The organism is Psychrobacter proteolyticus, assembly GCF_039762275.1.
Classification (GTDB): Bacteria; Pseudomonadota; Gammaproteobacteria; order Pseudomonadales; family Moraxellaceae; genus Psychrobacter; species Psychrobacter proteolyticus_C.
In genome coordinates this window covers 190,791-216,803 of record NZ_JBDLOB010000003.1, presented here as the reverse complement: position 1 = coordinate 216,803, position 26,013 = coordinate 190,791, and the positions used below count along the sequence as shown (strand labels likewise).

At 42.7% G+C, this 26,013-nt stretch carries 23 protein-coding genes; 4 read left to right on the top strand and 19 right to left on the bottom strand.

Annotation, left to right across the window (positions count from 1 at the left end):
* Nucleotides 1-31 precede the first annotated feature (31 nt).
* Nucleotides 32-1,123 carry a regulatory protein RecX gene (locus ABFV72_RS06760; protein WP_347162918.1) on the top strand — a complete coding sequence of 364 codons (1,092 nt, stop codon included), beginning with the start codon at nt 32-34 and terminating at the stop codon, nt 1,121-1,123.
* 179 nt (nt 1,124-1,302) lie between these two features.
* On the opposite strand, the gene ABFV72_RS06755 is transcribed toward ABFV72_RS06760, so the two are convergent.
* The 6 genes from ABFV72_RS06755 to ABFV72_RS06730 form a co-directional block, all read right to left on the bottom strand.
* A complete protein-coding gene (locus ABFV72_RS06755) occupies nt 1,303-2,016 on the bottom strand; it encodes a YidB family protein (RefSeq protein WP_102092773.1) in 714 nt (237 codons plus the stop codon).
* Between the two features lie 241 nt (nt 2,017-2,257).
* Nucleotides 2,258-2,716: a hypothetical protein gene (locus tag ABFV72_RS06750; protein WP_347162917.1), complete on the bottom strand. Its 459-nt coding sequence runs from the start codon at nt 2,714-2,716 to the stop codon at nt 2,258-2,260.
* 52 nt (nt 2,717-2,768) lie between these two features.
* Nucleotides 2,769-3,050 carry a succinate dehydrogenase assembly factor 2 gene (locus tag ABFV72_RS06745; protein ID WP_057761419.1) on the bottom strand — a complete coding sequence of 94 codons (282 nt, stop codon included), beginning with the start codon at nt 3,048-3,050 and terminating at the stop codon, nt 2,769-2,771.
* Between the two features lie 126 nt (nt 3,051-3,176).
* Nucleotides 3,177-4,070: a dihydropteroate synthase gene (gene folP, locus ABFV72_RS06740; protein ID WP_347162916.1), complete on the bottom strand. Its 894-nt coding sequence runs from the start codon at nt 4,068-4,070 to the stop codon at nt 3,177-3,179.
* Between the two features lie 164 nt (nt 4,071-4,234).
* Nucleotides 4,235-6,130, bottom strand: coding sequence for an ATP-dependent zinc metalloprotease FtsH (ftsH, locus tag ABFV72_RS06735; protein WP_057761422.1), 1,896 nt, complete (start codon nt 6,128-6,130; stop codon nt 4,235-4,237).
* 401 nt (nt 6,131-6,531) lie between these two features.
* Nucleotides 6,532-7,164: an RlmE family RNA methyltransferase gene (locus tag ABFV72_RS06730; RefSeq protein WP_057761424.1), complete on the bottom strand. Its 633-nt coding sequence runs from the start codon at nt 7,162-7,164 to the stop codon at nt 6,532-6,534.
* A gap of 334 nt (nt 7,165-7,498) precedes the next feature.
* Here ABFV72_RS06730 and ABFV72_RS06725 point away from each other — a divergent pair, with 334 nt between their 5' ends.
* Together ABFV72_RS06725 and ABFV72_RS06720 are read left to right on the top strand one after the other, a co-directional pair.
* Nucleotides 7,499-7,810: a YhbY family RNA-binding protein gene (locus tag ABFV72_RS06725; RefSeq protein ID WP_057761426.1), complete on the top strand. Its 312-nt coding sequence runs from the start codon at nt 7,499-7,501 to the stop codon at nt 7,808-7,810.
* Between the two features lie 219 nt (nt 7,811-8,029).
* The gene (locus ABFV72_RS06720) at nt 8,030-8,803 is read left to right on the top strand and encodes a hypothetical protein (protein ID WP_347162915.1); all 774 of its coding nucleotides are present in this window, start codon (nt 8,030-8,032) and stop codon (nt 8,801-8,803) included.
* Between the two features lie 155 nt (nt 8,804-8,958).
* On the opposite strand, the gene ABFV72_RS06715 is transcribed toward ABFV72_RS06720, so the two are convergent.
* Complete coding sequence (locus tag ABFV72_RS06715) at nt 8,959-9,687, bottom strand: CHAP domain-containing protein (RefSeq protein ID WP_057761430.1); 729 nt, start codon at nt 9,685-9,687, stop codon at nt 8,959-8,961.
* A 249-nt stretch (nt 9,688-9,936) separates the two neighbouring features.
* On the opposite strand from ABFV72_RS06715, the gene ABFV72_RS06710 reads away from it, so the two are divergent.
* Nucleotides 9,937-10,443 carry a hypothetical protein gene (locus ABFV72_RS06710; protein ID WP_347162914.1) on the top strand — a complete coding sequence of 169 codons (507 nt, stop codon included), beginning with the start codon at nt 9,937-9,939 and terminating at the stop codon, nt 10,441-10,443.
* A 298-nt stretch (nt 10,444-10,741) separates the two neighbouring features.
* Here ABFV72_RS06710 and lpxC read toward each other — a convergent pair whose 3' ends face one another.
* The 12 genes from lpxC to ABFV72_RS06650 all read right to left on the bottom strand — a co-directional run bounded on the left by lpxC (nt 10,742) and on the right by ABFV72_RS06650 (nt 25,986).
* A complete protein-coding gene (lpxC, locus tag ABFV72_RS06705) occupies nt 10,742-11,659 on the bottom strand; it encodes a UDP-3-O-acyl-N-acetylglucosamine deacetylase (protein ID WP_290178785.1) in 918 nt (305 codons plus the stop codon).
* Between the two features lie 321 nt (nt 11,660-11,980).
* Entirely contained in the window at nt 11,981-13,186 is a 1,206-nt protein-coding gene (gene ftsZ / locus ABFV72_RS06700) for a cell division protein FtsZ (protein WP_201570636.1), read from the bottom strand.
* Nucleotides 13,187-13,451: 265 nt separating this feature from the next.
* Entirely contained in the window at nt 13,452-14,744 is a 1,293-nt protein-coding gene (gene ftsA / locus ABFV72_RS06695; RefSeq protein WP_057761435.1) for a cell division protein FtsA, read from the bottom strand.
* A gap of 164 nt (nt 14,745-14,908) precedes the next feature.
* Nucleotides 14,909-15,697 carry a cell division protein FtsQ/DivIB gene (locus tag ABFV72_RS06690; protein ID WP_290176352.1) on the bottom strand — a complete coding sequence of 263 codons (789 nt, stop codon included), beginning with the start codon at nt 15,695-15,697 and terminating at the stop codon, nt 14,909-14,911.
* Nucleotides 15,698-16,074: 377 nt separating this feature from the next.
* Entirely contained in the window at nt 16,075-16,998 is a 924-nt protein-coding gene (locus tag ABFV72_RS06685; RefSeq protein ID WP_347163059.1) for a D-alanine--D-alanine ligase, read from the bottom strand.
* A 92-nt stretch (nt 16,999-17,090) separates the two neighbouring features.
* Complete coding sequence (gene murC, locus ABFV72_RS06680; RefSeq protein ID WP_057761439.1) at nt 17,091-18,530, bottom strand: UDP-N-acetylmuramate--L-alanine ligase; 1,440 nt, start codon at nt 18,528-18,530, stop codon at nt 17,091-17,093.
* 66 nt (nt 18,531-18,596) lie between these two features.
* Nucleotides 18,597-19,682 (bottom strand): undecaprenyldiphospho-muramoylpentapeptide beta-N-acetylglucosaminyltransferase, encoded by a 1,086-nt coding sequence (gene murG / locus ABFV72_RS06675; protein ID WP_347162913.1) that lies wholly within the window; start codon nt 19,680-19,682, stop codon nt 18,597-18,599.
* Between the two features lie 296 nt (nt 19,683-19,978).
* Nucleotides 19,979-20,950 (bottom strand): glutathione synthase, encoded by a 972-nt coding sequence (gshB, locus tag ABFV72_RS06670; RefSeq protein ID WP_347162912.1) that lies wholly within the window; start codon nt 20,948-20,950, stop codon nt 19,979-19,981.
* Between the two features lie 65 nt (nt 20,951-21,015).
* Entirely contained in the window at nt 21,016-21,732 is a 717-nt protein-coding gene (gene pyrE, locus ABFV72_RS06665) for an orotate phosphoribosyltransferase (protein WP_347162911.1), read from the bottom strand.
* A gap of 62 nt (nt 21,733-21,794) precedes the next feature.
* Nucleotides 21,795-22,817 (bottom strand): hypothetical protein, encoded by a 1,023-nt coding sequence (locus ABFV72_RS06660; protein WP_347162910.1) that lies wholly within the window; start codon nt 22,815-22,817, stop codon nt 21,795-21,797.
* 80 nt (nt 22,818-22,897) lie between these two features.
* Nucleotides 22,898-23,737, bottom strand: a complete 840-nt coding sequence (locus ABFV72_RS06655; protein ID WP_347162909.1) for an SDR family oxidoreductase — start codon at nt 23,735-23,737, stop codon at nt 22,898-22,900.
* A gap of 101 nt (nt 23,738-23,838) precedes the next feature.
* Nucleotides 23,839-25,986 (bottom strand): DUF4105 domain-containing protein, encoded by a 2,148-nt coding sequence (locus ABFV72_RS06650; RefSeq protein ID WP_347162908.1) that lies wholly within the window; start codon nt 25,984-25,986, stop codon nt 23,839-23,841.
* Nucleotides 25,987-26,013: the final 27 nt, after the last annotated feature.

Genomic DNA, 26,013 nt, shown 5'->3' with positions numbered 1-26,013 from the left:
GATTAACCGTTGTCAGTCACTATGATTCATTATGAAAATTAAAACCTTAGCTGAAATTCTAGCTGAGTCGGGTGCCGACTCAGCTAGTTCTGTTGATAGCAAACCAAAAAAACCGTCCAAGAATTCTCATACGAAAGAGCCTAAAAAACGAGAGAAATCCAGTAAACGGACTATCCGTTCAAGTAAAGATGATTCAGTCACGAATGACGCTACTGCTGATACAGCGTTCTTTGAAGACTCCTCTCCTAAGTCAAAGAAGACTTCTAAATCTAAAAAACGTAAAAAGCGTTTTCATCCAGCGGCTAATTTTATCGCTGAGCCTAGTGACACCCCTACATATCAACCCCCTGAAGCGCAAACCATCAAAGAGATGCTGGCAGAAGTCAAACTCGACATTCAGAATGACGAAGTTGACAACAGCTTAGCAACAGATAATGGTCGTAGCACTGAGCCGCTATCCAAAAACTCAGAACATGAAGCTGAGCTTTTTTCTATCAATGATAGTGAAACAGACAGCCAAAACGATAATATACCAGCCGCGCTCAAAGCCTACTTACGAACCCCTGAACAAAAACAAGCAGAAATCGATGCGATCAAAGCAGAAAGTCGATTACGTTGGCTCGCATTTTATTATTTATCACGCCGTGAATACGGTAAAGCTGAGCTAAAGCAAAAGCTGATCGACAAAGAACAAGACCCAGAAAAAATTGACGCACTACTTGATGAGTTTGAAGAAAAAGGGTATCAAAGTGATTACCGCACTACCCTAATGCTGATACGTGAGAATATCCGTAAAGGCCGTGGACGTGGCCGGATCAAACAAGAGTTCTATCGTAAGAAAATTGCTATGCCAGGTAACATCGATGAGCTAATCGATATGGCAAATACTGAGTCTGATGAATTTAGTGAGTTTGTAGATGATGATGCAGACAACTTAGTCGATGGTGTAGATTGGCTAAAACTGGCGGTGATAGCTCGTACCAAAAAATACGGTAATGACATACCAGTTGAACAAAAGGAAAAAGCCAAGCAGCTACGTTTTTTACAGTATAGAGGGTTTAATACCGATATCTGCTTTGCCGCACTTAACCATACCACAGAGTCGCTAGACGAACGATTTTAAGGGCTTACTATCGCTATCACTGTCACTGCCAAGCGGTATTTACCGACAGTCATACTCTTGTGATAGACATAAAAAAGAGCACGTTATATAACGTGCCCTTTTATCAATACTATCCATTATTTTAATCTACATGACTTTTAAGAATTCAGTTAGAAATTTTCAAACTCTAAGCTGCCAAACTACTTAAAATTACCAAGACGACTAGATAGCTGGCTAATGATTTGATCTATCTCTTCATTGGCCTCAGACTCATTATCCAGATTACCATTAGGCGTTAGCTGATTCATTACTTCAGGCAACAGCTCGGCCAGTCCCTGTCTTACCTCAGTTTCATTAGCACCAGTATGAGCGGCTACTTGCTGAATTTCGTTTTCATCAAATAAACGGTTAATTTCGTTTGGATCCAAATTATCGTTTGCTTCGTTATTACTCATCCAAGAACGTGCTTGACCTTCATAACCCATACCAGTGATTTTCGACAATGCTCCGCTCAAACCACCATTACGTTTGATCCAGCTAAGTACCATAGGCATCAATGCTGCAACGAGCATACCTTTACCACCAAACCCACTATTAGTTCGCTGACCACCTAATACGCTACCTAAAATATCACCTAGTCCGCCAGCACCTGAGCTCATACCGCCGCGTTGACTACCGCCCGTGAGACCACCAATGATGTCGTCTAAGCCAAAACCATTATCTGCTTGACGGCTATTTTGTTGAGGGCTATAACCACCTGCCTGACTGCCACCGCCCAGTACGCTCCCTAAAATATCACCTAGTCCGCCAGTCTGCCGTGTTTCAGTACGTTGGTTAACTGGATTGCGCTGAGCATCGTCTGGATTCATTGCACTACGTGCCACTTGGCTCACTAAATTCCCTAATAAGCTCATTATCTATTCCTCTTTTTATCGTATTGTTTAGTACAAAAATACTGCTAAAAATTGTGAAACCTCATATCTGCCTACATTTTTTTTAATAAAAGGACAGCAGACTTACGAGTTTTATTTTCTATTTTTAATATAACAGATTTTAATATAACAAATCTCTTTGCCCTTGGAGTTAGCTATTTTGTTATGACGTGTAGGGATTTCTCATCGTAAAAGGAAAAACCTAAACTCCATAAATACTCAGCTATCTAATATTACCCTTACTGGTATTCGCTAAAATATTTAATTGTCGCCATTGCTCAGAATTTACTTGGTCGCGAAATACAGTAGTCGAAAACGATCTTTGATAAGGCTCAACAATGTTGAACTCGACACTCATCGCCCATTGATAGCGATTTATATCGACCAACTCTGCTTGCCATAACTCATCGCCGCGTCCCGCTCGTATCAGTAATTGCCAGTCTTTATCGACACGCTGACTGAGCGATGGCTGACTAATATGTAATAGGATTGGTCTCGATATAATCAGATAACTTGCGACCGCTGCCGAGACTATTAAGATCAGTAAATACTGCCACAAAGCCAAAGATGCAAACCATGCCAATATCATCATAACCCCAGTCAAGCCTACATATAGCAGCGCGTGTAAATAACTGGCAGGCTTGATAGCTGTATCAATACGTAGCGAGGTTACTGGCGTCATATAAGCGTACCATGGGAAACGTTAGATATTGTGCCGACCCATTCCTTAAGACCTAAACCAAGTCTTTGGTATGGCGCCATGTTTTTATCTTATTGACCAATGCCCAGATGTCGTCCTCTTCTGGACGATTTTGATTGGTAAAATAGTCTAGCAAGTCTGGGTCTTCATGAGTGAGCATTTCTGCAAAGGTTGCTTGTTCAGTAGCATCTGCTGTCAGATACAGCTCCTTGACGTAAGGATCAATATAAAAATCCAATTCTTTTAATCCGCGGCGAGCTTGATAAATGATACGGCGCTGTTCATTGGTTGGTTCTGGCTGAGTGGTACTAGTCATAAATTTACTCTTATTAAATTGGATAGTCTTGTGGGTTTAGATAGTTTAGAAAAAAATATCAGGCATAGCGTATAGAATATTTATAGTCTTGAAATCTCACTATGCATTCGGACATGTAGAATGAAATTAACAACGATATGCTAACAGTTGACTCCATAACGCCACTGCTTGCTGCATCATCGCCACATTATGCGTACGAATGATACTTGCTCCTTGCTGTAAGGCAAATAGCCCAGCAGCGGTTCCTGCCGAATCACGTTCTACCGCTTGCGTCGTACTCACAGCTTCAGCCCCACTTTTGGTCAATACTTCTGCCAAGAAACGCTTACGAGAAATGCCAAACATCATTGGCAGCCCTAATGTCTGCAAGCTGCTCAGCTGACTTAATAACGCGCAATGATGCTCATAGTTCTTAGCAAAACCAAAGCCTGGATCGATAATGATATTGCTTTGTTTGACGCCGATGCTCACTACTTCATTAATACAGTCGAGCAGCTCTGTACGCACTTCATCGATCACATTGTCATACTGTGCCAGATTATTCATTGTCGTTGGCTCACCGCGCATATGCATTAGCATAACAGGTATATTAAGCTTAGCCGCCAGCTCTGCCGCACCAGTACGTTTCAATGCTCGTACATCGTTCCAAATGTCAGCACCTTCATTAAATGCTGCCTGCATGACTTCAGGGCTGCTAGTATCAATCGATAACCAAATACTGTCACCACAGTGCTGACGAATGGCTCGAACCACCGGCACAACTCGTTGTATCTCCTCATCAGTTGCCACAGTTTGCGCATTTGGACGAGTAGATTCACCACCGATATCAATAATAGTAGCGCCTTCATTTATCATCTGCTGACAATGAGCGACGGCCTTATCTACTGCGTTAAACTGCCCACCGTCTGAAAACGAATCTGGCGTTACGTTCAAGATGCCCATGACATGTGGCTGTGATAAATATAAGGTTTTATCACGGCTAAATACTTGATAGTTGGGCAAAGGTTGAAATAATGACATGAATAATCCATCGCAAGTAAAATTTATAATGCAGCTTTAGTTATGGTTATCTACGCTTATGATACCAGTAAATCTTATAGGGTTCTAAACCCTTCATAAAATGATGACAATAAAAAAGCCCTTTATCATAAAGGGCTTTTTGTAAAACATGAATACGCTAGTACTTACATCGCTGGTAATGGTGGCGGTGTAGCACCAGTTGTTTTGACATCGTTCTTCGACAAGTTTACTTCGTTATGCTGATAAACTCTTGGTGGACGTGGTTCTTCACCTGCTAGGATATCTTGCAGTTGGTCACGATCAATAGTCTCCCAGTTCATAAGCGCATCAACCATTGCATGCATTTTGTCTTGGTTGGCTTCAATCAATTCACGAGCGATATCATACTGCTCTTCTAGCATACGACGCACTTCTTCATCGACCTTCTGCTGCGTAGCTTCAGAGATAGTACGCCCACCACCGCCGAAATATCCTTGTGAGTTGTCGTCATCTTCGTACACCATGATACCAAGTGCATCAGACATACCGTACTTTGTGACCATCGCACGTGCCATTTTAGTAGCACGTTCAAAATCGTTCGAAGCACCCGTTGACATCTGATTGATAAACACTTCTTCAGCGATACGACCACCAAACAAAATAGCAATGTCGCTCAGCATTTTCGACTTGTACATACTGGTTTGATCGTGTTCTGGCAGCTGCCAAGTCACACCAAGGGCAAAACCACGAGGCATAATAGTAACCTTATGCACCGGATCTGTACCTGGTAATAGCTCAGCTACTAACGCATGACCCGCTTCGTGATAAGCAGTGGCACGGCGTTCTTCTTCGCGTATGACCATGGATTTGCGTTCAGGACCCATATATAGCTTGTCTTTTGCATCTTCGAAGTCATTCATATCGACGCTAGTCTTGTTACGACGCGCGGCAAACAATGCCGCTTCGTTTACAAGGTTGGCAAGCTGTGCGCCACTGAATCCAGGCGTACCACGAGCAAGAGAACTTGCATCTACACTGATTGTGTTTGGTAGTTTCTTCAAATGAACTTTCAAGATTTGCTCACGGCCTTTGATATCCGGCAAGCCTACTTGTACCTGACGGTCAAAACGACCTGGACGCAATAATGCTTTATCGAGCACATCAGCACGGTTGGTTGCGGCAATAACAATAACGCCTTCATTACCTTCAAAACCATCCATTTCAACCAATAGTTGGTTCAATGTCTGCTCGCGTTCATCGTTACCGCCGCCCATACCGGAACCACGATGACGACCAACTGCATCAATCTCATCAATAAAGATGATACAAGGCGCACTTTTCTTTGCTTGTTCGAACATATCACGGACACGAGATGCACCAACACCGACGAACATCTCAACAAAATCAGAACCTGAAATTGAGAAGAACGGCACTTTAGCTTCACCAGCAATAGCTCTCGCTAGCAAGGTTTTACCTGTACCTGGAGGACCTACCATCAAGATACCACGAGGAATCGTTGCACCCAGTTTGGTGAATTTGTCTGGATCACGTAAGAACTCAACCACTTCAACAACTTCTTCTTTGGCTTCTTCACAACCAGCCACGTCTTCGAAGTTAACGTTGATTTGATCTTCAGTCAGCATCTTCGCTTTTGATTTACCAAAGCTCATTGGGCCGCCACCTTTACCGCCAGCACCGCCTTGCATATTACGCATAAAGAATAAGAACAGACCAATAATCAATAGAATTGGGAAGCTGGCTATCAGTAGTTGCATCAATACGCTTTGGCGCTTTGGTGCAGTTCCTTGAACTTCGACTTGGTTCTCACGTAGCATTGGCATGAGCTGGTCATCTGACACAGCTGGTCTAATGGTCTCAAAAGATGAGCCATTTTTCTTTTCGCCGGTGATCTGTTCGCCGTCGATCTCGACACTGGCTACTTGGTTTTCTGACACAGCGGTCACAAACTCAGAGTAGTTAAGGTTATCCGGCTCAGAAGATTGATCAAAGCCGCTAAACACCAGCACCAAAACGCCGATTACCACCAGCCACAATAAGGTATTTTTTACCATGTCGCTCACTAGTTATTCCCATCCCTTACTTATTGGTGTGTTTATTAAACACGTGACGTCTATAAACGTATTGCTCATTTTTAACTAATATCCCGATAATAAAAAGCTGCTAAATTAAACTTATATGATTTATAGGTAGCATAAAAATTGTTTTTATAAATAATCAGTATGAGATAAACATAGATATACGATCATTGAGCTTGTAAAACGCTTATTATCAGACGACTTTGCCTAAAACGTATGCTAAAAACAAAGGTAATATACCATGATATGTGGTGCTAACCCGCATAATTCAAGCAGGTTTCACGATTATTCATTTAACAATTGACGCAGCTTTTATATCGCGATAATAACACTTTATGGTGGTTTACCTTCACGCTTACAAGAGCAGCAACCTATTGATGTTAAAACTATTTAATCGCTATCCAAAACATCTCTTTTGACCGTGGTCGTGACGCACCTGGCTTTATACTACGAATCTTACTAAAATCCTGCTGCATCTGCTTGCGTAATTCTTGTGTACCCTCGCCTTGAAACACTTTCATAATAAGTGCGCCACCTTCTGGTAAGGTTGCAAGCGCGAAGTCCACTGCCAACTCACATAAGTACATCATACGGGGCTGATCGATAGCGCTATTTCCCGCAGTATTGGGTGCCATGTCAGACAATACGACATCGACTTGCCTATCACCTACTTCTGCCATAATGGCATCAAACACTTCAGCTTCACGAAAATCGCCCTGAATAAAGGTAACATCCGGCAAGGTATCCATCGCCAAGATATCAGAGGCAATCAAGATACCATCATCACCTACCAATCGACCAGCGACTTGTGACCAGCTACCAGGCGCACTGCCCAAATCGACGACCGTCATACCTTTTTTGATCAGGTTGGTTTTTTCATTAATCTCTAATAATTTATAAGCGGCACGGGCACGGTAGCCATCTTTCTGAGCTTTCTGTACATAATGATCGTCAATATGCTCTTTCATCCAAGCACTGCTGCTCTTTGATAGTTTTTTGTTTTCGATACGCGTAGCCAAAATACCTGCTCCTATTGCTTTACTCAATCTAGCTGCTTTAATTGCTCTATCACTTACAAACTGATATTAATCCGTTGCGGATTATTCTAAATACGGTGTTAATCAAATTTTTTATTCATGGTTGGTTGCAAACTGACCAAATTCTATTGGTTAAATAACTGTTTTATAAGGCAGTAGCGTTTATAATGTACCAAACATTCAGTTTAACATTTTCGTCACGTAAAATCGTGCAAAATCCTGCTGATCTCATGCAAGATGGTCACAGATTATCTATAATGATAAATAACTGTTTTTGACAGTACCATTTTTATTTTTACCAACACTTAGGAATTCTATGCAACTCGATAACGCTACCATCAAACGTCTAAAAGGCATCGGTCACGAGCTAAAGCCTATCGTTATGATCGGCAACAAGGGTATTACCCCAACCATTACTGAAGAAATCGATCGCGCTCTAACAGATCATGAGCTTATCAAAGTGAAATTGCCTGCTGGCACGAAAGAAGAGCGTGACATCGTTGGCGCTGAACTTGCTAAAGCGGCTAATGCGTCTTTGGTTCATTCTATTGGTCGCATGGCATTATTACTACGCAAAAACCCAAATGCCAACCCAAAACTGTCTAACCTAGCACGTCACGCGCAGTAATATGTCATGACCGACTGGCATTAAGTGACTGGATTTTATGTTCACTTATATCATAGCTAAACGATAATCAAATACAAAGGCCGCGACGCTTCTTGCTCGCGGCTTTTATGTTTCCTGATAGTCTCGGTTATACTTACCGTATAGTATTAGTGTCCTTAATCAGTATGATTTCTCTTGTCACTAGCACCTCTTTATTATTGCCGTCGAGATGTACCCATAATGAAACAAGCTTTTAACCTCCATCTAGCCACCGAGACGATAGCGAAAGACGCTCAGCAATTAGGCGTGTCTATAGAAGATCTTGAGAATATCTCTATCGAAGTAAGTGCAGGGATCATCCAGCAACCAGCTTTGCAACTAGTGCTGACCTATCAAGTGACTCTGCCTAGTCAAATTCTAGCCAATCAACTCCATTGGTCAACATGGCAACAAACTCAAGTAAATTTCACTGATTACCTATGGGAAGAAACGTGCCTTGAGTGTTTTATTGCTGGCAGTGAGATTGATGGTAGTACAATTGATTACGAAGATATCGTAGCACGCCACCAGACAGAACCTCACAAGATACCACTTCAGCAAGCAACCGCTTATATAGAGATTAATGCGAGTCCTGATGGTCGTTATGCACTTTATCAATTTCAGAGCTATCGTAACCCTGCGGCACTACCGCCAGTACCCTTGTACGAGACCGATGAAACCACACGCGCATCGATTGATTGGAATAACCACAAGGATGTGACAGCCTTATCAGTAGCAAGCCATTTATCTAGCACTCCAACGGCAGTGCAGACACCTACTCATTACGAGCGCAGCTTTAGCCTACCTATAACGCAGCTACCGAATCAACAATACGCTATTGCAAACATGAAGATTAAACAAATACATCCTTGTGTCATCTTATGGTTTGGCGAAACTGATTTATACTTCGCCTCGGGCCATGCCTCCCCGCCTGATTTTCACAATCGCGACTATTGGCCAAATTTTGAGCTTTGATTTGTTTATATGAGCTGTACTCATTTAAATATAGCTATTCTTAGATATAATTATTTAAAGCACAAAAAAAACCCAGTAATGTCATAAAGAGCATTACTGAGTTTGGAGAAAACTTTAGTCTTATTTAACTGATACTTACTTCATTTAACCGATGTTTATTTGTCAGCCATCGCAAGGTAGATACCACGATCTGATGCATCGTCAACATACTGCGAATCACGCCATGTCGTATAGCTGTAATTACCGCTATATGGGCTGATGCTGTTTTGACGGAAATCAGATACCCAATCATTGCCATCAAAAATCTGGATATGACCATGTGGACGGCTTGACGTGCGGTTATAGACAACGACATCACCAACTTGTGGTGCCATGTCGTTACTGATCTTGGTAAAGCCAGCTTGAGCTAGTGTGCCACGAGAGGCGTACTGATAAGCTGAAGGGTTAGGCGTAAACTCATAGCCTGCTGACTGTAATGCTTTACGCACATAACGAGCACAGTAGCCAGAGCTTCTAGATAATGCAACTCGTGATGCATTTGCTGCTGCAATAGCAGGAGCAGAGTTGCGGTCAGGTACACGGCTTGCTTGCTGCTGACGCTGCTCGTAAGACAAACGACTGGTCAGTGAAGCGAGCTGATATTCTTTTTGCTTAGCATGAGCGCTTAGGTTGTCAATTGCTTGACTGATCTCATCGTTGCTATATACATGGGCACCACTGTTGGTGCTATAGATGTTGCGACTAGAACCATAGTTCGCAGAAGTAGAAATATTTGTGATGGTATGACTCAAGGTATTATTTGGTTGAAAGGTTGTTTCGGCAGCACCACTCGTCTGTGCGATACCCATTCCCAATACTGACAAAATTAATAAAGCTTGTTTCATAAATTTACTACCTATTGTTAATACAAGTCTGCTCGTCATCCGTAACGAAGCATCAATTAATTTAGAGGATATAATCATCAAATAGACGTGATAAAATCCCTATTACAACGGTTCATTCTTTTCAAATAGTGACTAGTGCCAGTAGTACTTCCCACCTAGTCAACTATCTTATAAGCCATCTGCTATATATTGCTTTTAGCATATCTGTTATGAGTATCGAGTTTGTCACCTATTAGATGAGTACTTACGATGTCAAAAAAACAACCTAATCGGCTTGCCCAGCTTATAGATCATCAAGCATTTGCTGGTAGCGCGCTACCTCAAACCCTTGCTAACAACATGCGACTATATATAGAAGCAACCAACGAGATAAAAGAGCTATTGGTAGACTGTCTACCTGAAGAAATACTCAATACCTGTTGGGTTGTAGGCTTATCACCTGAGCAGTTGATATTAAGTGTTAGCTCAATGACAGCAGCAAATCATATTCGCTATTTACATAGCTCGTATTTGCAAATACTAACAGAGCAGTCAATTACATTTAAACAACTCAAGCAAATTCGCGTCGTTGTGGCTAAAAGCTCTATCGATAATTATTCATCTAAACAATCATCACTGCACTTGCCAAATTCTCGTAAAGCCAATGAAAATCAGGCGCTTAGCCAGAACACAAAACGGACTATATCACAGGCCGCAGAGCATGTCACCACTGATGAAAATCTCAAAAAAGCCCTTTTGCGTTTGATTAATCATTAAAAATACCGACCTTTAAATGTAAAGTTATGTAAATAAGAGCAGGTGTTAGCATTGATAAAGATGGATTTTTGTAATGTATCAGGTAAAAAAAATCCTTCATTAGTTACATCCAGATTATGGATATAGCTAACGAAGGACTTAAAAACCATCTACAGCTTTTGTATTATGTGCCTTAACGGAAAATTCATATATTTATATAGACTATATATTCAAAATAAAGCATATTATATAAATGTAATTATGAGCCGCCTATGTAATATTGCGTAAATGTTTCGATACTTCCTGTATATTCCTGTATTTATCCTTCAATAACCAAATCATTAAGCGGTAAATACTCGATAGGACAGGTTACATTGTCATCAAAAGTTACAATTTCAAAGTTATCTTCGTCAGACAGTATTTCACGTACCAATAAATTATTTAGAGCATGACCAGACTTATAGGCATTAAAACGACCTAAAATTGGGTAGCCAATCAGATGCAAATCTCCCAAAGCATCTAAAATTTTATGACGGACAAACTCATCGTTAAAACGTAAGCCTTCTGCATTAAGTATGTTGGCATCATCGATAACGATGGCGTTTTCCATACTGCCACCTAATGCTAGGTTATTTTGACGTAGCGCTTCTATATCACGTAAAAATCCAAAAGTACGCGCAGTACTTAATTGTTCGATAAAGTTCTGTGTAGAGAACTGCAACTGTGCATGCTGAAAGTTCTTATCAAACGCAGGATGATCAAAATCAATTTCGAAATTTAATTCATACCCTTCATAAGGACGTAGCTCTGCCCATTTATCTTCTAGCTTTACTCGTACTGGGCGTATAATTTTAATAAACTTTTTGGCCGCTTCTTGCTCACAAAATCCTGCATCTAGTAAGAGCGCGACAAAAGGCGCAGCGCTACCATCCATAATTGGTATCTCTGAAGCAGAGACCCGAACTAACAGATTGTCTACTCCTAGACCAGCGATGGCACTAAGCAGATGCTCAACCGTGCCCACTCGTGTACCGCCAAATACTAAGTTCGATGACATCATCGTGTCTTGTACTAAAAACGCACTCGCTGGAATTGGTTGACTACCTTCTATGTCAGAGCGCTCGAAAACAATACCAGTGTCAATCGGCTGTGGATGAAACTCCAAGTCAACAGGCTGACCACTATGTAGACCAGTACCCGTAACGGCTATTGCTGTTTTTATGGTTCTTTGGTTCATGGTTGTCTTCTCACATATTTTGTTACAATTGACATAGTGTACCATTACCGACCCCTTATTCGCTATATATAAAAAGCGCTAATTTTCTTATCTCCTTGATTGATAACACTTATCGTCAATATCCTATTGCTGATTTTTACTTTATATGGCCTATCTAATGCTATAAAACAACGAGAATCATATAAGTTTCGAAGGTTATATATATAGATTACATAGAAAATTGTCATGACTTTTCTTATAGAAACGGTTCATTTTTCCTTAAAAACAAAAAAGCCAGCGTTAAAACGCTGGCTTTTTCTTACTCACAGTAAATTAGAATTACTATTTATTCTGTTGACGTTTTAAATAGTCTTGAATACTGTTTGTTTTAGTCTTAGGCTGCTCTTGAGGTGCACTTGCACTAGGACGTGCAACGCTATCTTGATGCTGCTGAGCTTGTAACTGCTTCTGACTGTTTAAAGCGCTGGTATGCACGTTAGGATCAACAGGTTGCGTGCTATTAACAGAAGGTACTGGCTGCTCTACTACTTCTGGCTCTTGACCTGCGTTTTCATCTAACGTTAAGCCAGTTGCGATGACAGTTACATGTAAGTCGTCACCCATTTTTTCATCAATCACAGAACCGTAGAAAATATGAGCGTCGTCGATATCAGTGATTTCTTCGACTATTGCACTGATTTTGCTCATTTCATCTAGTGATAATGACTCTGAAGAAATAACGTTAACCAGTAGACCTTTTGCATTTTCTAAACGCAAATCATCAAGTAGTGGTGATCTGATGGCTTTTTCAGTTGCTTGACGCGCACGATCATCACCGCTGGCACGGCCAATACCCATCATCGCATGACCTTTAGCAGTCATCGCCGTACGGATATCGTTAAAGTCAATGTTGATCATACCTTCGCTAGCGATGGTTTCCGCAATACCTTGAACGGCATGCAGCAATACATCATCTGCTTTTTTGAAAGCATCTTGCATAGAGATGTTGCCGTATACACTCATCAACTTATCATTTGGAATCGTGATAATTGAATCAACAAAGTTAGTCAGCTGCTCAATACCTGCTTTAGCAGCTTTGATACGCTTACCACCTTCGAATTTGAATGGCGTGGTCACAACAGCAACTGTCAGCACTTCCATTTCTTTTGCAATACGAGCAACGACTGGCGCTGCGCCTGTACCAGTACCGCCGCCCATACCAGCAGTGATAAATACCATATCTGAGTGCTCAAGCAATGCGCGAATCGCTTCTTCTTCGCTCTCTGCTGCTTCACGACCCACTTCTGGATTTGCGCCTGCCCCTAGACCACGGTTCGTTTTTGCACCCAGTTGCAGTTTGTGCGGTGCAGTAAGACGATCTAGCGCTTGTTTATCTGTATTGGCACAAACGAACGTTACACCTCTGATGCCTTGCTGTACCATATGTTCAACTGCATTACCGCCGCCGCCGCCAACACCGAATACAGTGAAGCTTGCTTGGCCATTGTTTTGAAGCTGATTATCATCTGGCATGGTGTATTTTGACATAAAAAAGATTCTCCAGTTGCAGATAGCGTGTAAGTCGATACATAGTAACGCACTCATGTGGCGCGCTATCGACATACTATATATAAATGTATTTAAATAGAACAGGGTATGGCTAAAATCGATCAGTATAGACAATAATATGTCATTATTACTTAATACTTTATTTTTAAAACTAATTTATTCGCAATGTTACTCTATTTTTTGCTTAACCAACTTAGAGACATTTCATAATGTATAGATGCTCTAGATATGAGGTTAAACAGATCTATAATATTTTCTTTAAAACATTTGCAAACCGTTGACCCGCGCTCCGAAACACGCCTGATACTCGATTGTTTTGAATCGCTTCAGGTTCACTTTTCTCACTACGACGGAATTGCTCACTCTGACTATATAACAATGTGCCAAAAGCCGTCTGATAAGCACGATCGTTCACTTGGCTATTTAGTAGCTTAAATGACTCGTCATTATCAAAATGATTATAAGCACTGATAGCAGGATGAGTGTTTGTTAGTACGACAGGCATTTTTAGTAGCTTTTTGGCAAAGGGTATCATACCTTTAATCGTACTACCGCCGCCAGTCAACACAATTCCTTTATCGATATAGCCTATCAAACCTGCTTCGTGTAATTGACGCGCTACTTCAGTGAATATCTGAACGTAACGAGCTTCAATTATACGTGCCAAGTTATAGATGCCAATATTGATTTCGTCACCCGAGCCTTGAGGCTTGAACAAAAAGAATGCGCTTGGGTCGACACTATTAACATCAGCTGTACCATGAGACTTCTTCAGTTTTTCAGCTTCAATCATGGAAATACCAAAATCAGCTGAAATATCCATTGTCACTTCATGACTGCCCGTTGCTATACAATGTGTAAAAATCAACTTATTTTCTTTATACACACAGATGCTGGTCGTACTAGCGCCGATATCGACCAAGCAAACCCCTTGTTGGCGTTCCTCAGTCATCAAACTATACTCAGCACTGGTCACTGCATCGAAAACAATATGATCAATGCCGACGTCACAACTTTGTAATAGTTTTTGGATATTCTGACGGCTGGCAACAGGCATCATCATCATGTGGTACATCACGGTGATATTGTGTGCCATCATTTCGATGACATCATCCACCATAAAGTCTTGCTCATCGACATAAATACCTTGCTGACAGCAATGCATCAAATAATAGTCAGATGATAAATCACGCGATTTTGCATTGGCCAATGCTTGTACCATATCTTTGGCACGTACAACTTCATCTTCTACTTTGACCTCTCCAGCACTGTTTTTGCTAGATAGCTCAGGTGTCGCAAGCGTTAACCAAACACTATGCACACGGCAATTAGCGGTGTCTTCTGCTTCTTGAATGGCTTGCTTGATAGCACCTTGCAGACGTTCACGATGCTTTATTTGACCTTGATAAAAATCGCTGTTTTTAACTTGTCCTACGCCCAAAATACGAATGTCTTTTGCAGAGACAACATTGCCTATGACGACATATACTGCCGTGGCACTTAGATGGACAACAACCAGATTTTCATTATTTTTCATGGTACCAGACAAATTATCGCTAAATAGAAGAGCAAGTGATGCTCTTCTATTAAATCATTAAAAAAAGCGTTACTAATACGCTATGATGTTGTATATATTTTCTTCAAACTAAATAAGCCCTATTAGCTCACATCGATTATTCATAGATGTAGTGCTTACTTAGGCTATTCTGATTCAGCACTCTGTGTTACGTTCCAAGCAATGGTAAAGCCATTTTTGTATCGTAAATCTACAGACTGCATGTCATCTCGACGCGTACTTAACTGATTGCCAAGCAGTTGGCTTAAATTCAGTAGTTTTTGTGCCGTATTTTCATTGTCTACAATCACACGTAGCCCATTGTCAAAGCGGATTAGCCAAGTCATTCTCGGTGACAGAATGATATCTTCGACCTGCATACCAAGCGGTGCATACCAATCATTGACCTGCTGCATTTGTTGCATAATAACTGGTGCTTGAGACATCTCGCCTTGTAGAGTGGCAAAACGCTCTTGTGTTAAATCTCTACTATCAGCAGGAACAAACACAGCCCCTTTTGCATCGACCAAACGTTCTGTACCAAAATTGGCAACTGCCTGTTTGGGTAATGCGTTGACGACGATGCCACGTTGCCAATCACGAGAGATACTCACTTGGTCTACCCAAGCTAAACCCATCGTGATGTCTCGCAATGCTTGCAAATCAGAAGTAAAAAAGCTACTTACTTGTTGTTGTTCCATCACGTCTTGTAATGAGCGATATTGAGCAGCAGACAAACCTTGATTACTGACATAAATATTTGCGGGCGGCGCATCACGCAGCGCTTTGCCGCCCATCATTAATATTAGCACTAGTAAACCTAAGACAAGTACCATAAATAGATACTTTACCGTTGCCGGTATTTGGATCTTAGATTTTGGGCGACCGGCTTTATCACTCATCAAGTCAGTTACCTCGTTGACAGTTTGAGCCATAACGACCTTTGTCCCTATATTTGCATAAAACTGATCATGCTATTTATTGATATAAATCTGCGTATTTTTGGCAGAAGCTTATTAAGTCGATATGTTATCAAATTTTATTAAAAATATAGCTTATATACAGCGATTACGTTGATTTAAACGTAACATTTTTCTTAAATTATGAATAAGTTATCAGTTGTATTCACAAAACAACATAAATATCACCGAAATAGACCTATTCTTACAATATTAACGTATTTTATGGTTAAACAATAGCCAAACACTAACTAGCAGCAGCGAATTTACACAAGTTTACACGAAGCTGTGGTATAGCAGCTCTAGTGACACAAAGAGTCATCACTATCTGCTCAATTTAGTTGATTTGACAGTTATAGCGTTTGTGCCAAAATATGCCAACATAGCGCGTCAAAATCTAGTCCGCGAGCTTTAGCTGCCATCGGCACCAAACTGTGACTGGTCATACCTGGTACAGTATTGATTTCAAGCAACCAAAAATTGCCTGCTTCGTCTTGCATCGCATCGATACGCCCCCAGCCTTTTGCATCTACTGCACGAAATGCCGCAAGGCTTAAATCTTGCAAGTGCTTTTCATCAGCAGCGCTCAATCCACAAGGGATGTAATAACTGGTATCGTTACGATTATACTTGGCTTCAAAATCATAGAAGTTAGTAATGTCGGCAGGCTCAAGGCGAATAACTGGATATGCTTCGTCATCGATAATAACAATCGTAAATTCGCGACCTGTAATCCAGCGCTCAGCCATTACCGCATCACCACATTCCACTGCAGTTGCATAAGCAGCAGGCAGCTCATCAAGATGATTAACCTTAGTCATGCCAATGCTTGAACCTTCATGAACTGGTTTAATGATAAGTGGCAAACCTAGCATGTTAACCACTTGCTGCCAGTCAGTATCAGCCGTCAATAATGAAAATGGTGCAGTTGAAAGGCCGCAACCTTGCCACAATTGCTTGGTACGTACTTTGTCCATGCCTAATGCAGAAGCTAGAATACCTGAACCAGTTTGCGGTATATCAAACCACTGTAATACGCCTTGCAACAAGCCATCTTCGCCGCCACGACCATGCAACACATTAAATACGCGGTCATATTTGCGTAGCTCAGTGATGTCCTGGTGCTTTGGATCAAAATGAGTCGCATCAACACCTTGGTTTTGAAGCGCCTGCAATACTGCCGCACCACTATCCAAAGACACGCTGCGCTCATTGCTACTGCCACCATAAATAACGGCGACTTTGCCAAACTGACTGGCATCTTTTGCATGAGTCATCGTGTCTAAAGAGGTATCATTGATAGCTGCATTTTGAGTGCTATTATTGTCTTTATTATCAGTTGTCATGAGGATCGTCCCTAAATTTTAGCTTACTTAATATAAAGGTTGTTGGCAGCCAAATCGATAGCAATCTGCCCGACGTTACCAGCGCCTTGGGTAATCAGCATATCGTTGGCTTTTAATAAACGCTGCATAACAGGGGCTAGATTGTCTTTATCAATAATAGTCGGTTCAACTTCACCGCGCAAACGGATACTGCGCGCTAGTGACTTGGTATCAGCGCCCATAATCGGGTTCTCACCTGCTGAATAAACATCTAATAATAATAGCTCATCAACACTCGATAGCACTTCTACAAAATCATCGTAGCAATCACGGGTACGGCTATAACGGTGTGGCTGAAATAGCATTACTAAACGACGATCAGGGAAGCTTTGACGAGCGGCTTTGATGGTCGCATCGACTTCTTTTGGGTGATGACCATAATCATCAATCAATAAGACATTGCCATCATCGATATCGACAGAGGCATGCTGTTCAAAACGACGGCCCACGCCTTCAAATTTTTGCAAGGCACGCTCAATCGCTGCATCATCGACGCCTTCATCGGTTGCCATCGTGATGGCAGCAAGCGCGTTATAAACGTTATGTGTACCAGGAATATTTAACGTTAGGCGTAATGGCTCACGGTCACGGCGCAGTACGGTAAAATGAGTTTTGGTTCCTTCCGTTACCAAGTCTACAGCTTGTACGTCATTGAACGGCTCAAGACCAAAGGTCAATACTGGACGACCGATATCATCAATCATTGCATATAGCTCAGGATCGTCACCGCAGACCACTGCCAAACCGTAGAACGGCATGTTTTGTAGAAACTGGATATAGGCGGCTTTTAATTTATCAAAGCTGTTTTCGTAGGTTTCCATATGGTCTTGGTCGATGTTGGTCACAATCGCGGCCATCGGATGCAATGACAAAAACGATGCATCAGACTCATCAGCCTCTGCTACCAAGAAACGGCTGCTACCCAATGCTGCATTTTTTCCTGACGCATTTAACTTACCGCCGATGACATACGTCGGATCTAATTGTCCTTCTGCCATCATCGTGGTGAGCAAACTTGTCGTTGTCGTTTTGCCATGCGCGCCCGCAACCGCAATACCATGACGATAGCGCATTAGCTCACCAAGCATATCGGCGCGGCGTACCACCGGCAGACGAGCTTCAAGCGCTGCTTTTACCTCAGGGTTGCTACGATCAATCGCTGATGAGACAACGATAACATCGGCATTGGCAATATTTTTGGAGTCATGGCCAATCGATATCTCAATACCAATCTGCTGGAGACGCTTAGTCACTAAGCTTTCTGCGATATCAGAACCACTGACTTGATAGCCTTGATTGTTCATCACCTCAGCGATACCGCACATGCCTGAGCCACCAATACCGATGAAATGCAAATGCTGAATGCGGCGCATTTCTGGTATTTCAATCAAACGCTTAGGTAGAGCTTTCGCAGAGGTAGGCATAAGGATCTCTCTTTATTAAAGGTCAATAAAACTTAGTAAATTCGAATAAGGGGTATAGATGACAGACTATAGTGCTTGCCAAATGATATCAGCAACTTGCTTACTCGCACTACGGTTGGCCAATGCGTGGCCTTTTTTTGCCATCGCCAAGCACTTCTCTCGATTGAGTAGGCCAAGCTCGTCACTTAGACTCTTGGCAGTTAGCTCTGACTGCGGTAATAGAATTGCAGCATCATGCGAGGTCAACGTGCGTGCATTAGCCGTCTGATGGTCATCCACTGCATGCGGTAGCGGTACAAAAATAGCGGCGATGCCGACGTTTTGAATTTCAGTCACGGTCAATGCACCTGCGCGGCAAACGATAATATCTGCCCAGTTATAAGCTGCAGCCATATCATTGATAAATGGCTGTACAGTAAACTGGTGGTTGTTTAAGTCTTGTGCGCTATAAGCCGCTTGCGTGGCTGCTTCATTGTTGCGTCCGCACTGGTGTAGGACTTCAAACGGCTGATCTAGTAATGCTAATGCTTTTGGGACTGTATCATTTAATACCTGAGCGCCAAGTGAACCGCCGACTACCAACAGCTTAAGCGGTGAACTGTCATTTACATCGTAGCGTACCTTTGGCTCTGCGACACCAGTAATGGCGTTACGCACAGGATTGCCCACTGTCTCAAGCTTGGCATCTTGCTGACTATTGGCAAAGGTATTTTCAAACGCTTGTAATGTCTTGGTCGACAGTTTAGATAAGTAGCGGTTACTCATGCCAGCGATGGCATTTTGCTCATGGATAATCAACGGCGTATTAGTCATGCGCGCAGCGATACCGCCAGGTGCAGTGACATAACCACCAAATCCAACGACTACATCGATCTGATTACTACGAATCACTTTTACGGCTGCCATCGTCGCGGATAGCAGAGTCATTGGTAGCTTCAGTAGTCGACCAACGCCTTTGCCACGAAGCCCTTGCATATTAATAGCATGAAAGGGATAACCTGTCGGCTCAACCAAGCCGTTTTCCATACCATTTGGCGTTCCCAACCAATGAATTACCGCACCGCGCTGGGTCAACTCATCACTCACTGCAAGCGCTGGAAAAACATGCCCGCCCGTACCAGCTGCCATCATCAATATATGCGGTGTTTTCATGAACGCCTGCCTATCTTTACTTTATTTATATGAAGGGTTTATCTCACTGCTGCGGTGGCAATTATGAAAAATAATGACCTAGCCAAAGCCCGCATAGTATAGAGGAAATCATTGTCTTATATACAGTACTTTATGCAGCAAAAATAACAAAAATCCAAGCCATGATTGGTCACAGCTTGGCGTCGTGTAATACTAGTGAACGGTAAGAAAACCCAATGACTAACAATACCTCAAAATATGGGTTTTACGTAGTCAGAATACTCCTGAACTCAAAACGTTCCTGAACATAGCGAAAGCTACGCAGTAAATTTATTTTCAATCGCCATGATAAAGTCGGTTGCTATATCTGTACCGCATTGGTCATCAATCTCACGTACGCATGTTGGGCTAGTGACGTTAATCTCAGTGATACGTCCACCAATCAGGTCTAGACCAACAAACATTAGGCCTTTTTCTTTGACGATTGGCGCCACAACTTCTGCTACTTGGCGTTCGATATCAGTCAATGGCATGGCAACACCGCTACCACCAGCGGCTAGATTACCACGGGTCTCGCCTTTGGTTGGAATACGAGCCAAACTATAATCTACCACGACTCCATCGACGATTAATACGCGTTTATCGCCTTCTTTGATTTCTGGCAAATAACGCTGCGCCATGATGGGCAAAGTCTCAAGCTCAGTCAGTATCTCTAACGTCACTCCAATGTTTGGGCTATCAGCAGTCAAACGGAAGATGCCAGTGCCGCCCATACCATCTAGTGGCTTGACGATGACGTCCTGCTGTTCAGCGATGAACTTACGAATGTGTGCTTGTTTGCTAGTCACAATCGTTGGGCTCATATAATCACTAAACCACGTCGCAAATAGCTTCTCATTGCAGTCACGAATCGCTTGCGGATCATTGACCACGAGTACGCCTGCTGCTTTGGCATGGTCGAGCATATAAGTGGCATAGATAAAGCGCATATCAAACGGTGGATCTTTGCGCATCAAAATCACGTCATAGTCGCTCACTGGCCCTGTGCTTTTATCACCCAACGTATAAAAATCTGCAGGATCACGCTTTACTGTCAGTGGCTGCGTATCAACCATCAACTGACCACGGTCCAACCACAAGTCATGAATCTGACAATAACCAAGCTGATGGCCACGGTCTTGAGCGGCCCACATCATAGCGAGACTGGTGTCTTTTTTATAATTGACTCGCTCGATAGGATCCATAATAACGAGTATTTTTAGCGACTTTTCTTGTTTTTGTTGGATCATGATAAGACTCACTTACGTTATATTGTTGATATGAAACGAACTTATTAAACAACATCGGTGCCCAACTATACGCCGTACTGCTCACGGTAGTGTTGCATTTTAGCTAACTGGGTCGCGTCTTTATGTTGGCCGTTTTGTGCACCATGGTCATCGGCCAAATAACTGATCAAATCATCGATATCGACCAATGCACGTACAGGCACTTCTAGTGTCGCGGCAAGCTCTTGGATAGCAGAATGCTCGGCTTGACCTTTTTCTTTACGATCAAGTGCGACGAGAATACCAGCAACGCTTGCGCCTGCTTGCTCTAAAATCTCGACCACTTCGCGCATGGCTGTACCCGCTGTGATGACATCGTCGAGCACCCAAACGGCCTTGCCACTTACGTCAGCACCGACCAAATTGCCGCCTTCGCCGTGAGTTTTTGCCTCTTTACGGTTATAGCCCCACTTGGCGTTAATACCATGATGTAGCCATAACGCTTGCGCCGTCGCTGCGACAAAAGGAATACCTTTGTAAGCCGCACCAAAGATGACCAGCTCTTGCTCATTACCGCTATTATTTGCTGTATTCATTTGTTCAGCCAAGGCATCTGCGTAACCACGTGCTAGCAGTGACAACATCTCACCAGTCGCAAGCAAGCCTGCATTGAAAAAGTATGGACTGATACGACCAGACTTTAGGACAAACTCACCGAATTTGAGCACTTGGTTGTCTAGAGCCAGTTGAATAAATTGATGAGATGAAAATGTAGGGTCTTGAGGGCGTGTTACATGAGACATTATGACATTCCTATCAGCAAAAAGAGGGGACAAAAAATTTGCATTATTGTACGCATTATTGATCAGCTTGACCAACCATTGATCTCATAATCCTGCATATTGGCATAGCGAGTCAACAAACCACTACGCGACGAGATATTAAAATAGCTCTGTCCATCTGCTCGTACTTGTATCTCCCAGCCCAAATAATAAGCGGCAACAATAATATGACCAGCAAATAGTCGAATCTGACGATATGCGTGGCGTTGCGACGGCTCATAAATAATCTGACTCAGCAAATAGCTACGCACATGCTGGCAGATTTCTGCGGCGCTATAACTATGATTGATACTCTTACGGGTACTACACTGCTTTAGCGCATGGACGGCCACGCTACATGCCATGATATCCGTGGCCAAACTGCCCTCGCCTGTCTCAAACTGCTGCGGTTGTAATATCACTTGCCAATCGTCGGCATACAGACTGTTGAGTAGCTCATCCGGATTATAACGTTTGGTCAATGCGCGCATAGATAATGCAGAATTTTTAGCCTTGCTGTCATTATTTGAATCGTTATCTACTTCAACCCCTGTAGAACTATCGGTAGGCAAGAACCCATAACGGTTCAGTTTTGGATAAGCGCGAATCGCCTGTTGAATATCCGACATGTCTAACAACGTTATATCCGATAATGTCGATATTAGTGGCTGTTCACTGTGATTCTGATAAAAGCTATCCGGCAATTCAATAAGCTGTGCTGCATTCAGCAATGATAAATGCTCAGCCAATGCCTCTGAAGCAATCAGTGACCATTTCGATAAGCTGTCTGCATTAGGCTGATAGAACCGCGTAGAGTTACCGTAGAGCCTGCGCAGTTGACCATTTAGGCGACGAGCAGGCTCAGGTATATCATTTAATGGTCTGGCAGGGTCAAGAGGAGATTGTTTGGGATCAAAGTTAGGATGTACGATCGCAGGTTGCTGTGAATCAGCTAATATAGACGATTGCTCAGCCTTTTTTTGCACATGACCTTCTGCCAGCTGCCCGCCTTCTGTTGCCAGATTAGCATGAGACAAACGATCATCAGAAGTAGAAGGCTGGGACATGAAATCTCCATAGACTAGAAAATAAATAAGAACGATTATACCAAGGGCTATTTTACTCTTTAGGGCTTAACTATAAAGGCTTACTTTTGATGATTTAAAATATCTCGGTAGCCTGTCTGCCAATCAGCATAATCAAGCCAAGCTAACGGAATGTTGCTGTGCAAGCGTTTTCCTGTCACTGAGGTTTTTGTATTATCAATAGTAGGAGGTGTCTCGCCAACCTGCTCACTGAGCCAAACCCCTAGCTCAAACGTAGTAACAGGTCGATAGTCCGTCGCTAGATAGACAGACTTTGGTGTCTCTATCGTCAACACTTTGGCGATGATATTGACCAAGTCGCGATCCATAATACGGTTGCTCCAATGCTCAGCTGGCACTGGATCTTTATTTGGCTCACGAGCCTTACGTAGTCGCATTAAGCGCTCGCGACCGTAGATACCACTAGGACGGATAACCACCGCTTTATCACCTAAGCTCTGTTGCAGTGCTTGTTCTGCTTGCAATATAACCTTCGAGGCTTCACGCGCAGGCGTAACAGGTGCAGTATACTCATCAATCCACTCACCATTGTCCTGACCATAGACACCAGTAGAAGAAATGAATACCACACGTTCAAGTTTAATAAGCTGTGGAGCAAGCGTTGCCAAATGCTTACTAATCGCTAGATAACTGTCGTGATAACCGCTGGTTGAATACTCGTCAGGGGTGACGATAATCGCAATATGAGTAAATGCTTGTAGCTGCTCGGCCGTCAAAGTCAACGCATTAGTCTGCAAAAAACCTGCACTATCTACCAAACCATAATGGTGGCGCTCACTACGAGCTAGCCCAGTTACACAATAGCCATCTTGGGCAAGTTTATTGGTAACTGGTAGGCCGATATCACCTTGTCCGATAATTAGTAAATTTTGCGTACTCATAAAGCATGTTTTCCTTTATACAGCTTCCTTTATACAACGATTACAGCACTTAGAAGCCATTTTGTTTAAATTAATGCCTAAATCAACGGCTAAATCAGTGCCTAAAAATACCGTCTGTACGATAGCTGTATATCATCATTGGCATCGATACGATCTTGCCATTCGTAATTAGCGTTAATACGCAGTGCCTGTTTTTTATCAATGTCGTATTGCAGCCCTAAGTTTGAGATTGGTTGCCAATAATGACCACGGACGTTGGATTCATCGCTGTTGCCATGATACCAATATGGCAATTGCAATTCAGCTTGCGCGCGTAACTGATTGTTAATCTGATAACGGCAGCCTGCATTGATACCTGCGCCTAGACGAAAGCCTTTATTGATACCGCGTCCTACTTGTCCTGTACCTGCCAAAAACGTATAGCACAGTTGCGGCGGCATCTCACCAGTACCTGCGGCTGGTGTACCAAATGCCCATGACCAGCCTTTCTCGTAACCTACGCTACCGACCAAATGATCCGTACCTGCCTCTTGCGATCCATCTTTTACTCGCGTCGCCTCGATACTAGCGCCCCAAGTATTGCCTTTTTTGGCTGCATTGACAGGGTTAAAAGAACGGCCACGAATCAAAGTGACATTTTGCAAAACCACACTATCTGGCTGATTGGGCTTATTATCATCTGTGTCATACAGTCGTAATGTCGCAGCCAGCCCTTCTAAGTTAAAAAACTGTGGATACCCTGAGGCGTGGTCAAGCGTATCATGAAACCCCGCTCGAAACCCAATATCCATATAGTCATCGTCGCCACGCTGCCCTATACCTATCGTGCCCAACTGTAGCGGATGCCTGTCTATTGGATTATTATCCGATACGTCGATTTGACGCTTGAGTAGTGTTTGCCCATCATCTGACATGCTCGATACAGGGTTGAGCTGCGCAGACTTGATCTCATTCACGATTTGTTTGGCACTATTATGATAGCCCAACTGCGCGCGCTGTTGTTTTTTCTCATTGAGCTGATTTTGACGTAAGGTATTATCAGCAGGTGTATAAGTGGTACTTGCCAGCAACTGCTCATCATTTAATAGCTGAATCACATCAGAAGGCACGACTGCGTAAGACAATTGGCTCAGTAAGTTTTGCTGCGGACGGATCACATCAATAAGACGCAGAATCTCAGAAGCACAATTGTCCGTGGTGAAGTAATACGGCATTTTTAACGCTTTGGTTTCCCAAACGTGGCGCATAATCTGCTGCACTTCCGCGGGCGTCAGACTCAACTGATATGTCCACGTATCACGTTCATCATCTTGCAGGTATTTCGCTAGCATCTCTGGATAAGGGTCAATTTCGATAGCGCTGTTGTAGCTACCAATCATTGACTTAGTAGCATAGATCGGGAAACTGTCGTTTGGATCACCGTCTACCGTATAGTTCAGCGCATAAGCCTTATCAATTTGGTTTAGATCAGCGATGCTCGCTTTTGAGTCAATGCGTAGCAACGTATGAGCAAATGCAGAGAGCGGATTGTCCAAGTACTCCTGCGCAAACATGATAGATAGCTGCTCAGGCGCCAATGTCGACATCCACTCATCCAGCTCTGGACAATCAACTTGTATCGTTGTGTCGTCAATATTCAACGTATCAGTCAACCATGCCACTCGTGCTGGGAAACGGCATAAGACAGAATTATTATTGGCATCAGTTTTGGCTTGGTCGTTATCAGTCGCTGATGATGACACCAACTCTTGTGCAAGTGCCACAAGCATCGCATCTAACTCTGCACCTGAATCCCGTTGACCATTTTTACTTAAAAAAAAGCTCGGATCGTCAACCAAACTCTCGGTTTTCTTTTTACCCAATACACTGTTTTTATCATCGTAAAAATACAATAAGCGTCGCCATGTTGTATGCTGTGCCAACTTGTCTGTTTTTACTTGTTGACGCCATGTTGATAGCAGCTGGTCTGTCGCTAAGCTTGATTCCGATAAAGCACTATTTTGAATATTAGGTTCAGCACTACTGATATTATCCGGCTCAACTAATACATCTGAATTAGAATAAGTAGGTGATGTGCTAGATGCGTCAGGTGACAATGCATCTGATTCAAGGACAGACAGCGGCGTTGGTAGAAATGCCTGTGTTTGAGCCGAGAGTAGCAACCCTACTATAGCTAATGGCAGACGTGCTCGCAGGCCAATGGTCATTAGCGTACAATCGATAGGTATGGACGTCAGTTTTGTAGACATGAGGTAAAATCTCGCACGTTATTATTC